Origin of the sequence: Streptomyces graminofaciens (assembly GCF_030294945.1) — a bacterium.
GTDB classification, from domain to species: Bacteria; Actinomycetota; Actinomycetes; order Streptomycetales; family Streptomycetaceae; genus Streptomyces; species Streptomyces graminofaciens.
Window position 1 is genome coordinate 9051977 of sequence record NZ_AP018448.1, and the last position, 13884, is coordinate 9065860.

The window sequence follows — 13884 nt, forward strand, 5'->3', positions numbered from 1 at the left end:
GCCCGCTCTCCGGGTGACAGCCCGCTGCCGCGAGGCGGATCGGCCCGGCCGTGCGCGGTGCCGCCGGACAGGACGGATATGTCCGCGGCAAGCGGATGGGCGCACCCGTCGTAGCGGGATAGAGTCGTTCCCTTACTGCTGGTTGTGGGGGCAGGGCTCGGCCGGGCGGTGGCGGGGCCCTGGGGGAGGGCCTGTCACACATGAGTCGTCGCTCCAACGGTTTGGTCGGTATCTGGGCCGAGGCCCAGCGGCAGCAGCAGCGCCAGTCGGAGGCGCGGGCCAGGCAGCAACGGGAGTACGAGCGACAGCAGCGCGCGTACCAGCGCGATCTGGCGCGCAACCAGCGTGAGCAGCAGCAGGCGTACCGGCAGCAGCGCGAGGCGGACGCCCGGCGGCGTACGGAGGAGCTGGACGCGCAGGTCGCCGTCCTGCAGGGGCTGTTGGCCGCCGGCTGCCGGGCCCCGGCGTTCCGGGCGGCCTCCCTGGCCCGCTCCGAGCGGCTGGAGCCCTTCGCCCCCGGTGTGCTCGCCCAGCCGGTGCCCATGCCCGACCCCAACCACTACCAGCCGCAGGGCGGCGGCTGGAGCGCGGCCCGGCGGGCCCAGGCCCAGGCCGAGGCGCGCGCCCGCTTCGAGCACGACTGGCACGCGGCCCAGGCCGCCGAGGCCCAGCGGCAGCGGCAACTCGCCCAGTACCAGCGGCAGTACCGGGAATGGGCCGACGCCCAGCTGGCGGAGATCCGCCGCCACAACGCGGGCATCACCGAGATGACGACGGCCCTGCGGGGCGGCACCGACCCGGAGACCGCCGTCGAGTACTTCTCCGCCGCCCTCTACGCCTCCGCCGCCTGGCCGGAGGGCTTCCCCCGCCAGGTGTCCGCGGCCTACGACGCGGCCGCCCGCCAGCTCGTCCTCGACTGGGAGCTGCCCCGTTTCGACGTCGTCCCCGAGGCGAAGGCGGTGAAGTACGTGTCCTCCACCGACCAGGAGAAGGAGACGGCCCGCCCGGTCACCCAGCGCCGCGCGCTGTACCGGGACGTGCTGGCCCAGTGCGTCCTGCTGGTCCTGCACGACCTCTTCGCGGCCGACGGCTTCGGCGCCCTGGAGTCGGTCGTGCTGAACGGCTTCGTCGACGACCACGACCCGGCCACCGGCCGCCGGACCCAGATCTTCCTGGCCACCGTCCTGGCCACGCGGCCGGTCTTCTCCGACCTGCACCTGGAACAGGTGAACGCCGTCGACTGCCTCACGGACGGCCTCCGGGGCCAGCTCTCCGCCCGCCCGGACCAGCGGACCGCCGTACGACCGGGCCGCAGGCCGGACGAGGTGGGCAACGGCGTGGTCACCCACGGCGGCGACGAGGAGCCCGACCTGCTGGAGATGGACCCGCTCGCCTTCGAGTCCCTGGTCGCGGAACTGTTCCGGGCCATGGGCATGCAGGCGGTGACGACCGAGCGCTCGGGCGACGGTGGGGTCGACGTCGACGCCCTCGATCCCACCCCCATCCGGGGCGGCAAGATCGTCGTCCAGGTCAAGCGCTACCGCAACACCGTCCCGCCGACCGCCGTACGGGACCTGTACGGCACCGTCCAGGACGCCGGCGCCAACAAGGGCGTCCTGGTGACGACGTCCAAGTTCGGCCCCGGCTCGCACACCTTCGCGAGCGGCAAGCCCCTGGAGCTCGTCTCCGGCACCGAACTCGTCGACCTGCTGCACCGGCACGGGCTGAGGGGGCGGCTGGGTGACGGTGGGTCCACCGGGTCGCGTGGGGTTCCGGCTCAGCGGCAACCCGACGAGGGGCGTACGGGCGGCACCGACGACCACAGCGTGCTGGGCATGTCCTGGTCCGGCCCGGTCGCCCTGGACGTCTGCGCGCTCGTCTGCCACGGCAACCGGGTGCTCAGCGACGACCACTTCGTCTTCTTCAACAACCTGCAGACCCCCGACGGCACGGTCCGCGCCCTGCCCGCCGCCGCGCCGGACAAGGCCGCGATCCGGGTCGCCTTCGACGCCCTCCCGGAGGGCGCCGACCGGCTCGTACTGGTGGCGGCGGTCGACCCGGCCGTCAACCCCGAGGCCGACCTGTCCGGCTTCACCGACGCCTGCATCCGCCTGCTGGACGCCGCCCGGACCGAACAGGGCCGGCTCGACGTCTCCGACGGCCGCGCGGGCGAGACGGCCCTGGTCCTCGGCTCGTTCCGCCGTCGCGCGGGCGGCGACTGGGACTTCGTCCTCGGCGGCAAGGGCTACGGGGGCGGCCTGGAGGAGCTGGTCCAGGACTACGGCATCGTCGTGGCGTAGGGCCCGCTAGTGCTGTGCCCACATAGGTTCACCCGGTTGGGGTCAGCGCGCTTGGACGTGCCGTGACGTCCGGTGCAGCGGCAGAATCTCCGCGTGATGCAGAAAAAGCTCGACACGCTCTCGCAGATGATGGACGAGTACAGGGCCATGCCCTTCCCGAATGGGTTCCGCGGCCTGGACATTGAGGACCAGGACATGGTCATGCTCGACTCTGCGACGACTCGACCGCTGATAAGGAGCGCGGGGAAGTGCGCGAGCAACCACACAACGCACCCGCAGCCGCGGAGCAACCGCTACCCGGCTGATCATGACGCGACAAAAGCCAGCACCACGTTGTGCCCGCCGAACCCGAAAGCGTGGCTGACGGCGGTGCGTACGTCCTGTTCACGCGCCCGCTTCGTGACGCAGTCGATGTCGAACTCGGGCGCGGGCGCCTGAAGGTTCGCGATCGGTGGCACACACCGGTGCTGGATGGTCAGCACGGTGAGGGCCGCCTCGATGGCGCCGGCGGCGCCGAGGGTATGTCCGAGCACCCCCTTGGCCGCGGTGACACTGGGCCGGTGCGGCAGGACACGGGCGATGAGCGCGGCCTCGGTCGCGTCGTTGAGCGGGGTGGACGTGCCGTGCGCGTTGACGTGGTCCACGTCGTACGGGGCGAGGCCCGCCTCGTCGAGGGCGGTGCGCAGGGCCGCCTCCGCACCGGCGGCGCCCTCCGGCGGAGCGGTGGGGTGGTGGGCGTCGGAGGTGCTGCCGCACCCGGCGAGCAGGGCGCGGGGGCGGGCGCCCCGGGCGGCGGCGTCCGCGGCGCGTTCCAGGACCAGGACGCCGGCGCCCTCGGCCATGACGAAGCCGTCGCGGTCGGGGGCGAACGGGCGGGACGCCCCTCCGATCTCGTCGGTCCGCTCGGACAGGGCGCCCATACGCCAGAAGCCCGTCACACTCATGCGGCTGATGGCGGCTTCGGCACCGCCCGCCAGCGCGATGTCGCACAGGTCGGCGGCGAGCAGATCGCGGGCCAGGGCGATCGCGGTGGCTCCGGAGGCGCAGGCGGTGGAGGGTGCGAGGCCGACGCCCCGGGCGCGCAGGTCGATGGAGACCTCGCCGGCGGCCAGATTCGGAATGATCATGGGGATGGAGAGGGGCGAGACCCGGTCGGGGCCGTACCGGTCGAGCCGCGCGCTCTGCTCCTCCCACTTCTCGGTGCCGCCCATGCCGCAGCCGATCACCGTGGCCACGCGTGCCCCCGGCCAGGTCGCGGGGTCCAGGCCCGCGTCGCGCACCGCCTCACGGGCGGCGAGGACGGCGAGCCTGGCGAACCGGCCCATGCGCCAGGACTTGCGGCCGACGGCGTGGTCGATGTCCTCCTCCCGCAGCGGGAGCCGGCAGGAGAAGTCCACGGGCAGACCGTCCAGGGCCGGGTGGCGGGCGGCGAGCGAGCGTCCCGCGCGGACCGCCTCCCAGGTGGCCTCGGCCCCTGCGCCGCCCGGAGTGACCAGACCCAGGCCGGTGACGGCGATCGGCGGCTTCGCCGGGGCCGGGGTCATCGGCCCGCCGCCCCGGTCGGCGCGCGCAGCTCGTCGAGGTGGGCGGACACCTCGGCGAGCGTCGTGGTCCGGGTCGCGAGCTCGCCGTCGGCCTTCACGCCGAGGCTCTCTTCGAGGACCAGGATGAGTTCGGCCAGTGCGAGGGAGTCGAGTTCGAGCTGCTCCAGGGTGACGTCCGGCGACAGCTCGTCCTCGGGGATGCGGAAGGTGGAGGTGAGTGCGGCGCGGACGAGGTCGTAGGTGTCGCTGTCGGGGAAGTCGGTGATGTCGGTGGAGGCGGTGATGTCGAGAGCGGCAGTGGCGGAGTCGTTCATGGGTGCGTTCGTTCCTTGCGTGGGCGCGGTCCTGGGCGGTGGGTGCCGTCAGGCGGGGTCGGGGTGCCACTCCATGAGGAGCAGTCCGGCGGAGGCTCCGCTGGCGAGACCGATGAAGGCCACCAGGTCACCGGGGTGCAGCCTGTCCTTCTCGGCGGCCTCGACGAGTTGCAGGGGCAGACTTCCGGTGGCGACATTGCCGTAGCGGGGGAAAGTGACCATGGCCCTGTCGCGGGCGATGCCGGTGGAGTCCAGGATGGCGTGGGTGAAGGGGACCGACGGCTGGTGCACGCAGACGAGATCGAGTTCGCCGGGTTCGCGGCCCCACTCGCGCAGCGCGTCCATGGCCTCCTTCTCCATCCCCGTGAACGAGGCGGCCAGGGCCTGGGAGTCGAAGCGGAGGGCGGTCACCGAAGCACCCGGTGAGAAGTACGGGTTGGTGACCGTGGCCGCCCGCCAGCCGGCCGAGTTGGCGAAGGAGCGGATGCCGAGCAGCCCGGCGCGGTCGCTCGCCTCCAGCAGCAGCGCGGCCCCCAGGTCGCCGAGGGTGAAGGCGGGTAGCCGCAGGGCGAGTTCGTCGCGGTCGCGTACCGGGAGGCGGGAGAGCGCGCTGCCCCGCTCGCCGGTGACGATGAGCACACGGCGGTAACGGCCCGCCCTGATCAGCGCGTCGGCGATCTCCACAGCGTTGAGGACGCCGTTGCAGGCGTTTTTGACATCGAACACCGGTGCGGTGACGCCAAGTTGGTCGGCCACGACATGGGCGGTGGCGGGCTCCTCCAGGTCCTCGCTCGCGGAGGCGAAGACGAGCAGGTCCACGGCTTCGGGGCCGAGGCCGCACTCGTCGAGGAGACGCCGGGCGGCAGCCGCCGCCAGGTCGGAGGGCCAGGCGTCGGCGGGCGCCACGCGGCGCTCCTCGAAGCCGTACATCTGCCGCAGCAGCCCGGGCCGCAGGTGGAGACCGGGGTTCCGGGACCGAATCTCGTCCTCGATCTCCGTGCCGGACTGACGGCCTTCGGGCACATGGACGGCGACCCGGCGGATCGTGCTGTGGCGGGGCTCTGTCAGCGAAGCCAACGGAGTCATCGAAGCAATCGAAACCATAGGAGTCATCGGAGTATTCGGAGTCATCGAGATCGTGTCGCCTCCGCGGCGCCGGCCGCAGTCGTCGTCAAGTGCCGCCGACGACAGCCCGGTCGGTGTCGAGTGCCAGCGGCGGCGGCCCGGGTCAGTGAAGTGAGCGGAAGCGGCGCACCGCAAACGGGCTCGGGCCCGGACCCACTCGTTGGAGTGATCATGGACACCGGCTTCATCCCTGGGGGTTAAGCGCGGCAGGGCACTGACCCACCGGGGCCCACAATGCTCCGGTGTCGCTGACCGAGGCCGAACTCCCTTATCCCGACTATGACTTCGCCCCCCACTGGTTCGAGCACGTCGAACACGGTGGTGCGCGTCAGCACTACCTCGACGAGGGGGAGGGCGCCCCGCTGCTCATGCTGCACGGCAACCCCAGCTGGAGCTACATGTGGCGGCATCTGGTGCGGGACCTGCGCGCCGACCACCGGTGCATCGTCCCCGACCACATCGGCATGGGCCGGTCCGACCGCCCCGACGAGTCCGTCTACGCCTACACCGCTGCCACCCGCCTGGCGGACCTGGAGCGTCTGGTGCGGCACCTGGTGACCGAACGGGGCCTGCCGTCCCGGGGCTGGACCCTGGTCGGCCACGACTGGGGCGGAATCATCGGCATGGCCGCGGCGCGCCGCCGGCCCGCATGGCTGTCCCGCATCGTCATGCTCAACTCCGCGGCCTTCCCGCTGCCGCCCGGCCACCGCCTGCCGTGGTACCTGCGGCTGATCCGCGGCGGAGGCCGCCCGCCGGCCTGGTTCACGCACCGCACCAACGCCTTCGCCCTGGCCGCGTCCCGCCTGGGGGTGACGACCGCGCTGCCCGCGCCGGTACGCCGTGCCTATGTGGCCCCGTATCGCGACAGGCGTCAGCGGCTGGCGGTGCTGCGGTTCATCCAGGACATCCCGCTGACCTCCGCCGACCCGGCGTGGCCGCTGATCGACGTGGGCCCCGTCGAGGCACCGGAGATGTCAGCACTGCCCATGCTGGTGTGCTGGGGCGGCCGGGACCCGGTCTTCGACCACCGCTTCCTCGCCGAGTGGCTGCGCCGCTTCCCCGCCGCCGAGGTGCAACTGTTCCCCCACGCCGGGCACTTCGTCCAGGAGGACGCCCGCGAGGAAGTCATCGCCCAGGTGCGGGAGTTCCTCGGCCGTTCCACGGAAGGGCGGAGCTGAGCCATGTCGTCCCCCACCGAGTCCCCCAACACAACCTCCGTGGCCGACACGGGAGTCGGGCTGCTGGGCCGACTCGCGCACTGGCGGCGGTCCACGCCCACCGATGTCGTACTCGACACGTTCGGAGGCCGGCACCGGGAACGGATCACGTACGCAGGTCTGTACGCCCGCTGCCTGCGCACGGCGGACGCGTTGGCCGCCGCGGGCATCGGGCCGGGGACGCGTGCGGTGGTGATGACCCGCCGCCCGATGGACCTGCTCACCACGGTGTACGCGCTGTCCGCCCTCGGGGCCTGCGCCGTGCTGATCGACCCCGGGCTGCCCCGTGAGGCGCTGCGCCGGTGTCTGGAGGAGGTCGCCCCGCAGGCATTCGTGGGAGAACCGCTCGCCCATGCGGCACGCGTGCTGCGCCGCTGGGCACCCGGTGTACGCACACTGGTCTCCACCGGAACCGGCCCAGGGCCCTGGCCGACGATCGCCACCCTGGCCCGTACGGCACCGCGTACGTCGTCGACCGCCACCGACGACTGCACGGCCCTGATCGCCTATACCTCGGGCTCCACGGGCACACCGAAGGGCGTCGTCTACACCAACGAACAGCTGGTGCGTCAGTGCGCCGCCACGGGCGACGTGCTCGGCGCGCGGCCCGGAACCGCGATGCTCGTCGGTTTCCTGCCCTTCGCCCTGGGCGGCCCGGCGCTCGGGGTCACCGTGGTCATCCCCCGGATGGACTTCCGCAGACCGGGCCGGGCTCGCCGTGACAACCTGCTCCGGGCGGTGACGGCGACGAACGCGACCTGTCTGCTCGGCTCCCCGGCACTCATGACCGTGGTCGCCGGAGACGGCCGCGAGGAAGCGGCCCTCGCCGGCGTACGGTCGGTCGCCACGTTCGGCGCCCCGCTGGAGTACGGCCTCCTGGACCGCCTCACCGCCACGCTGTCCGACGAGGCCGTGATCCGCAGTGTGTACGGCGCCACCGAGAGCCTTCCCGTGAGCGCGGTCGACGGCGCGGACCTGCGCGCCGCGCGCGCCGCGTCCGAAAGGGGCGGCGGTCGGTGCGTGGGCCGGCCGGTGCCGTCCATGCGGGTGGAGATCATCCCGGCCGACGCCGGACCGATCGCCCACTGGTCCGAGGTCGAGCCGCTGTCCGCACACGTCGTCGGCGAGATCACCGTACGCGGCCCATCGGTCAGCCGGACCTACTACGGCCGCCCGCACGCCGACACCCAGGCGAAGATCCCCGAAGGCCGCCACGTCTGGCACCGCACGGGCGACCTCGGCCACACGGACGACCAAGGCAACCTCTGGTACTGCGGACGCAAGATCCACGCCGTCCCCACCACCGACGGCCCCCTCTACACCGAATGCGTCGAACCGGCCTGCAACACGGTCGCCGGCGTCCGCCGCACCGCACTGGTCGACGCCGGCGACGACCGGCACACCCTGCCCACGCTGTGCGTGGAAACCGACGGCCCGCGCCGCGGCGCCGAGCGAAGCCGGATCGTCACGGACCTGCGCCGGACCCTCGCCACGCTGGAACGCGGTGCCCAGGTCCGGGCGATCGTCTTCCATCCCACCGGGTTCCCCGTCGACATCCGCCACAACTCGAAGATCGAGAGGGGCACGCTCGGCCGGTGGGCACGGCGTCGTCTGGCGGGGGAAGCCATGGCGGCGGGGACGGCGGAGGGCCCCATGACCACGGAGAACCCCGAGAGCCCGGAAGGCCCCGAGTGAAGATTCTCGTCACCGGCGGCAGCGGGTTCCTCGGCGCGGAGGTCTGTCGACACCTCGTGGCCCGGGGGCACGAGGTGCGTTCCCTGCAACGCGGCCACCGGGCGCTGCCGCCGCACGGGGCCGAGGCCGTGTTGGGCGACCTCCGAGATACCGCGGCGGTCGCGGACGCCGTACGCGGGTGTGACGCCGTCGTGCACACGGCCGCGCTGGCGGACGTGTGGGGGCCGCGACGCGACTTCGCGGCCGTCAACATCGCGGGGACCGCGGCCGTGCTCGACGCATGCCGGCGGCATGGCGTGACCCGGTTGGTGCACTGCTCCAGCGCCAGCGTGGTCTTCGCCGGGAAGGACCTGGAGGGTGTCGACGAGTCCGCCCCGTATCCCCGGCGGTTCCTCGCCCCCTATCCATGGTCCAAGGCACGGGCGGAGCAACTGGTCCTGGCCGCCAACAGCCCCCGGCTGGCCACCGTGTCCCTCCGCCCCCACCTGATCTGGGGCGACGGCGATCCGCATCTCCTGCCGGGCCTGCGCGCCGCCGTCCGACGGGGGCGGCTGCCGCTGCCCGGAACGGGCGCGAACCGCGTGGACACCGTCCATGTCTCCGACGCCGCCGAGGCACACGTACTGGCCGTGGAAAAACTGACGGCGGACTCCCCCTTGGCGGGAACGAGTTACTTCATCACCCAGGGCCGCCCCTGCACGCTCGCGGCCACCGTCCGCGGTCTGCTCGCCCACCACGACATCACCGCGGAGATCCGCAGCATCCCCGCCGTGGCCGCACGCACCGCCGCCGCACTCCTCGAAGCCACGGCCAAGGCGACACGAAGCCGCCGCCCCCTCCTGACCCGCTTCCTGGCCGCCGAACTCACCCGGTCCCACTGGTTCGACATCACCGCAGCCCGCCGCGACCTCACCTACACCCCGACCGCCCACTCATGGCACCCCTGGGAAACACCAACGCCAGTCGATTAGGGCCGCCGGACACCACACGCCTTTCAAGACACGCCTTTCAAGGCCGCGGGGAACTGTAGGTTTTTGGAGCCACCGGGCACCGTTCGCTCTTAGGTGCTCCCCGCACCCGCGGGGATGGTCCCTCGCGGACAAGATCGCCGGGAAGATCAGCTCGCACCCTGGGCCCTTGTCACCGGCTAGTAGGACTCCGTTAGGTCGTCTCGGCGGTGCTGTTTGGGGGCATGTTGGGTGTGTGGACGCACATGAAGTGAACCGTGCCCGGGCGAAGTTGGCGTTGTTCGTGGCCGATGTGTTCTCCTCGGTGCCGCGCAAGGATCAGCGGGCCAAGAGTGACTGCTATCTGCGGGGACTGATGGTGGACGGTCGCCGCAAGTCCATCCAGGCCATGGCCTCGCGGCTGCCGGACGGCAACGAGCAGAACCGGCAGCAGTTCGTGAACCAGTCGACCTGGGATCCCGTGCCGGTGCGGCGGCGGATCGCAGAACGGATGGTGCCGAGAATCGGCCCGGATGCCTGGGCGGTCGATGATGTGTCGTTTCCCAAGGACGGGAAGATGTCGGTCGCTGTCGCTCACCAGTACTGCGGGGCCTTGGGCAAGCAGGCCAACTGCCAGGTCGCGGTCAGCGTGCACGCGGTCTCCGACACCGCCTCCTGTCCGCTGCCGTGGCGCCTGTTCGTGCCCCGGGAGTGGGCGGATGATCCGGTCCGCCGACGCAGGACGGGGGTTCCTGAGGAGGTCGGGCACCGGGAGAATTGGCGCCTGGCCCTGGACGTCTTCGACGAGCTGGCCGGGTGGGGGCTGGTGCCGCCGGCGGTGGTGGCCGACGCCGGATACGGGCAGAACGCCGACTTCCGCAACGGGCTGGTGCGTCGGAACATCGGCTACGTGGTGGCGATCCGCTCGGACGTGACCGTCCACCCGCACGATGCGGTGCCCGCTGCCCCGCCCTGGTCCGGCAACGGCCGCAAGCCCCAGCCCCGCTACCGCGACAAGCCGTCCCCGGTGGCCGCGCTCGCGGCGGACCAGGGGCGGCGGGCCTTCACCGAGGTGACCTGGCGTGCAGGCTCACGCGGGCCGATGCGCTCGCGCTTTCTGGCGCTGCGGTGCGGCCGGCCGGTGTCCGGTCCCGCCGCCTTGCCCAGGCCGCCGCCACCGCGCAGGAGGGTTTGTGGGACGGTGTCCTGCCCGACGTCACGCTGCTGGTCGAATGGCCCGAAGGCGCCGAAGCACCCACCGATTACTGGCTGTCGAACCTGCCGGCCGACACCCCGCATGCTGAACTGGTCCGTCCGGCCAAGATCCGCTGGCGCATCGAACACGACTACCGGGAACTCAAGCACGGCCTCGGCCTGGACCACTTCGAGGGACGTTCCTGGGCGGGGTGGCACCACCACGTCACCCTGGTCACCGCCGCCCGCGCGTTCCTCACCGAACAGCGCCTGGCCCCAAAAGCCGATACAGCGGACTCACCCTCTACCAGATCCTCGACACCATCCAGGACCTGCTGAACTGCTGGACCGGCACTTGCACCACCTGCCACCGCCCCCTGCCCAGAACATCCACCACCAGCCAGAACCCAAGAGTCAGAGCAACTTAACGGAGTCCTACTAGCGACCCGTCCCGGTGCGCCGCAGCACCCGCAGCGAGTCCGTCGCCGAGATCTCCGTGAACTCGCCGGACTCCAGCGCCCGCAGATAGACGCGGTACGGGGCCTGGCCGGTGAACTCGTCGGCCGGGTCGGGGAAGACGTCGTGGATGACGAGGAGGCCGCCCTCGGCGATGTGCGGGGCCCAGCCCTCGTAGTCGGCGGTGGCGTGTTCGTCGGTGTGGCCGCCGTCGACGAAGACGAAGGCAAGCGGGGTCCCCCAGAACGCGGCGACCTGGGGGGAGCGGCCCACGACGGCGACGACGTGGTCCTCCAGACCCGCCTTGTGCAGCGTGCGGCGGAAGGTGGGCAGGGTGTCCATGCGGCCCACCTCGGGGTCCACGGTGGACGGGTCGTGGTACTCCCAGCCGGGCTGCTGCTCCTCGCTGCCCCGGTGGTGGTCGACCGTGATCGCCGTGACCCCGGCCTCACGTGCCGCTGCGGCGAGCAGGATCGTGGACCGGCCGCAGTATGTGCCGACCTCCAGGAGGGGGAGTCCTAGGCGGCCCGCCTCGACGGCCGCCTCGTACAGGGCGAGCCCCTCGCCTACGGGCATGAACCCCTTGGCCGCCTCGAAGGCGGCGAGGATCTCCGGCTTGGGGGCCGCGGGCATGGGGTCCTCCGTGATGTCTGTCGTACGCGCGTGCGGGCGCCCCATGCTGCCACGTGGGCCGGAGCCCGCCTCAGGACACCCGCTCGGTGGCCAGGGCCGGGGCCTCCTTCTCGTCGGCCTTCACGTCCGCCTTCACGTCCGCCTTCTCGTTCGCCTTCACGCTGTCGCCGCTGCTCGCGAGCAGACGGTGGCCGGTCGCCCGGCGGCCCCGGCCCGGCAGGAAGAGGGCGAGGAGGAGGCCCAGGGCGACCGCTGCCGTGGCGATCAGGAAGGAGACCCGGAAGCCGTGCATGGTCGGGATCGCGACGCCGCCGACGTGGTGCGCGGTGTTGGCCAGCACCATGCCGATCACGGCGCTCGACACGGACGTACCGATGGAGCGCATGAGGGTGTTGAGGCCGGTCGCGGCGCCCGTCTCGGACGGGTCCACCGCGCTGACGATCAGCGCCGGGAGCGAGGAGTAGGCGAGGCCGATGCCCGCGCCCAGGACCACCGACACCACCACGGTCTGCCAGGCGGCGCTCATCAGGCCGAGGCCCGCTGCGTAGCCGACCGCGATGATCAGCAGGCCGAGGATGAGGGTGCTCTTCGGGCCGTACTTGGCGGACAGGCGGGCGTAGACCGGCGCCGTGAACATCATCGTCAGGCCGAGCGGGGCCACGCACAGGCCCGCGACGACCATCGACTGGCCGAGGCCGTAGCCGGTGGCGGTGGGCAGCTGGAGGAGCTGCGGCAGGACGAGGGAGACGACGTAGAAGGAGACGCCGACCATGATCGAGGCGAGGTTGGTGAGGAGGACCTCGCGGCGGGCGGTCGTGCGCAGGTCCACGAGCGGGGCGGGGACGCGCAGCTCCAGGACGCCCCACAGAAGCAGCACCACGGCCGACGCGGCGAACAGGCCCAGCGTCGACGCGGAGGTCCAGCCCCAGTCGCTGCCCTTGGTGATGGGGAGCAGGAAGAGGACGAGACCGAGGGAGAGGCCGAGCGCCCCGAGGTGGTCGAAGGTGCCCCTCGCACGCGTCTTCGACTCCGGTACGGCGACGAGGGTGAGGACGATGGAGAGGGTGCCGAGGCCGGCGGCGCCGAAGAACAGGGCGTGCCAGTCGGTGTTCTGGGCGACCAGGGCCGCGAGCGGCAGCGCGAGTCCGCCGCCGACGCCGATGGAGGAGCTCATCAGGGCCATGGCGGAGGCGAGGCGTTCGCGGGGCAGCTCGTCGCGCATCAGGCCGATGCCCAGCGGTATCGCGCCCATCGAGAAGCCCTGGAGGGTACGGCCGACGATCATCGGGACCAGTTCGCTGGTGAAACCGCTGATCAGCGCGCCGACCACCATGACGGCGAGGCTGGCGAGCAGCATGCGGCGCTTGCCGTAGAGGTCACCGAGCCGGCCCATGATCGGGGTGGAGACCGCGCCGGAGAGGAGGGTGGAGGTGAGGACCCAGGTGGCGTTGCTGGGCGTGGTGTCCAGCAGCTGCGGCAGGTCCTTGATCACCGGGACGAGCAGGGTCTGCATCACCGCGACCACGATCCCGGCGGAGGCCAGCACCGGGACGATGGCTCCCGTCGGTCTCCGGGATGGCCGGGCGGGCCCGTCGGTCGTGCTCGGGGTGTGCGTCTGCGTCATGGAGCGGGGCCTCCTGGCCGAGGTGCGCGTAGGTGGGTGGGCGCGCGTGGTCGCGCCGGTACGTGTCACCTGAACCTCGTGCGCCCGGGCAACTATTCCGGTGTTTTGGTTGGCTAACGAATCCTTGACCGGCCCATGGGAATGTGACGGTCGGTCAGCCCCCTCGGGCAGGCCCTACAGCCACCCCTGCTGTCGGGCCTCGCGCAGTGCCTCCTGGCGGTTGCGGGTGCCTGTCTTGCCGATGGCGGCGGAGAGGTAGTTGCGGACGGTGGACTCGGAGAGGTGCAGCCCGGCGGCGATGTCGGCGACGGTGGCGCCGTCCGCGGAGGCGCCCAGTACGTCGCACTCGCGGGCGGTGAGCGGGTTGGGCCCGGCGCTCAGCGCGGCCGCGGCGAGCGCCGGGTCGACGACGGTCTCGCCGGTCAGCACCCGGCGGATGGCCTCGGCGAGCTCCTCCACGGGCCCGTCCTTGACCAGGAACCCGGCCGCGCCGGCCTCCATGGCCCGGCGGAGATACCCCGGCCGGCCGAAGGTGGTGAGGATCAGCACCCGGCAGTCCGGCACCTGGTCGCGCAGCTCGGCGGCGGCGTCCAGACCGCTGATGCCCGGCATCTCGATGTCCAGCAGGGCCACGTCCGGCCGATGGAGCAGCGCGGCGTCCACGATGGCGTCCCCCCTCCCGACCTGCGCCACGACCTGGAGGTCCGGCTCCATGCCCAGCAGCAGCGCGAGCGCGCCCCGCATCATCCCCTGGTCCTCGGCGAGGAGAACTCTGATGGACTTGGCGGGCCGGTGGTCCCGGGGCATCTCGTTCACGGCCCAAGGGTAGGGCGGA

The 13884-nt window shown here is 72.2% G+C and carries 10 protein-coding genes and 1 pseudogene; 5 read left to right on the forward strand and 6 right to left on the reverse strand.

The annotated features are described in order from the left end of the window. Positions 1 to 200: 200 nt before the first annotated feature. Positions 201 to 2300, forward strand: coding sequence for a restriction endonuclease (locus tag SGFS_RS39825; protein WP_286257110.1), 2100 nt, complete (start codon positions 201 to 203; stop codon positions 2298 to 2300). A gap of 305 nt (positions 2301 to 2605) precedes the next feature. On the opposite strand, the gene SGFS_RS39830 is transcribed toward SGFS_RS39825, so the two are convergent. Genes SGFS_RS39830 through SGFS_RS39840 form a run of 3 tightly spaced genes read right to left on the reverse strand, consistent with a single transcriptional unit; the run spans position 2606 to position 5235 of the window. Then, positions 2606 to 3844 (reverse strand): beta-ketoacyl-[acyl-carrier-protein] synthase family protein, encoded by a 1239-nt coding sequence (locus tag SGFS_RS39830; protein ID WP_286257112.1) that lies wholly within the window; start codon positions 3842 to 3844, stop codon positions 2606 to 2608. Then, positions 3841 to 4158: an acyl carrier protein gene (locus SGFS_RS39835; RefSeq protein WP_286257114.1), complete on the reverse strand. Its 318-nt coding sequence runs from the start codon at positions 4156 to 4158 to the stop codon at positions 3841 to 3843. Before SGFS_RS39835 ends, SGFS_RS39830 begins: the two co-directional genes overlap by 4 nt. Positions 4159 to 4206: 48 nt before the next feature. Then, positions 4207 to 5235, reverse strand: a complete 1029-nt coding sequence (locus SGFS_RS39840) for a 3-oxoacyl-ACP synthase III family protein (protein ID WP_286257116.1) — start codon at positions 5233 to 5235, stop codon at positions 4207 to 4209. A gap of 290 nt (positions 5236 to 5525) precedes the next feature. Between SGFS_RS39840 and SGFS_RS39845 the strand changes: the two genes are divergently transcribed. The 4 genes and pseudogenes from SGFS_RS39845 to SGFS_RS39860 all read left to right on the forward strand — a co-directional run bounded on the left by SGFS_RS39845 (position 5526) and on the right by SGFS_RS39860 (position 10675). After that, entirely contained in the window at positions 5526 to 6461 is a 936-nt protein-coding gene (locus SGFS_RS39845; RefSeq protein ID WP_286257117.1) for an alpha/beta fold hydrolase, read from the forward strand. A gap of 3 nt (positions 6462 to 6464) precedes the next feature. Further along, positions 6465 to 8195 carry a fatty acid CoA ligase family protein gene (locus SGFS_RS39850; protein ID WP_286257119.1) on the forward strand — a complete coding sequence of 577 codons (1731 nt, stop codon included), beginning with the start codon at positions 6465 to 6467 and terminating at the stop codon, positions 8193 to 8195. Next, on the forward strand, positions 8192 to 9166 hold the full coding sequence (locus SGFS_RS39855; protein ID WP_286257122.1) for an NAD-dependent epimerase/dehydratase family protein: 975 nt from the start codon (positions 8192 to 8194) through the stop codon (positions 9164 to 9166). Before SGFS_RS39850 ends, SGFS_RS39855 begins: the two co-directional genes overlap by 4 nt. 232 nt (positions 9167 to 9398) lie before the next feature. Then, positions 9399 to 10675, forward strand: a pseudogene (locus SGFS_RS39860) (IS701 family transposase). 99 nt (positions 10676 to 10774) lie between these two features. Here SGFS_RS39860 and SGFS_RS39865 read toward each other — a convergent pair. The 3 genes from SGFS_RS39865 to SGFS_RS39875 all read right to left on the reverse strand — a co-directional run bounded on the left by SGFS_RS39865 (position 10775) and on the right by SGFS_RS39875 (position 13856). Beyond that, entirely contained in the window at positions 10775 to 11425 is a 651-nt protein-coding gene (locus SGFS_RS39865; protein WP_286257123.1) for a class I SAM-dependent methyltransferase, read from the reverse strand. 70 nt (positions 11426 to 11495) lie between these two features. Next, positions 11496 to 13049: an MFS transporter gene (locus SGFS_RS39870; RefSeq protein WP_286257124.1), complete on the reverse strand. Its 1554-nt coding sequence runs from the start codon at positions 13047 to 13049 to the stop codon at positions 11496 to 11498. A 174-nt stretch (positions 13050 to 13223) separates the two neighbouring features. Next, the gene (locus SGFS_RS39875; protein WP_286260295.1) at positions 13224 to 13856 is read right to left on the reverse strand and encodes a response regulator transcription factor; all 633 of its coding nucleotides are present in this window, start codon (positions 13854 to 13856) and stop codon (positions 13224 to 13226) included. Between the last annotated feature and the right edge of the window lie 28 nt (positions 13857 to 13884).

Bases quoted from the DNA above. Each gene is read 5' to 3' on its own strand.
- SGFS_RS39825 (WP_286257110.1), top strand. From the start codon at position 201: ATGAGTCGTCGCTCCAACGGTTTGGTCGGTATCTGGGCCGAGGCCCAG.
- SGFS_RS39850 (WP_286257119.1), top strand. From the start codon at position 6,465: ATGTCGTCCCCCACCGAGTCCCCCAACACAACCTCCGTGGCCGACACG.
- SGFS_RS39835 (WP_286257114.1), bottom strand. From the start codon at position 4,158: ATGAACGACTCCGCCACTGCCGCTCTCGACATCACCGCCTCCACCGAC.
- SGFS_RS39870 (WP_286257124.1), bottom strand. From the start codon at position 13,049: ATGACGCAGACGCACACCCCGAGCACGACCGACGGGCCCGCCCGGCCA.
- SGFS_RS39865 (WP_286257123.1), bottom strand. From the start codon at position 11,425: ATGCCCGCGGCCCCCAAGCCGGAGATCCTCGCCGCCTTCGAGGCGGCC.
- SGFS_RS39875 (WP_286260295.1), bottom strand. From the start codon at position 13,856: ATGCCCCGGGACCACCGGCCCGCCAAGTCCATCAGAGTTCTCCTCGCC.
- SGFS_RS39830 (WP_286257112.1), bottom strand. From the start codon at position 3,844: ATGACCCCGGCCCCGGCGAAGCCGCCGATCGCCGTCACCGGCCTGGGT.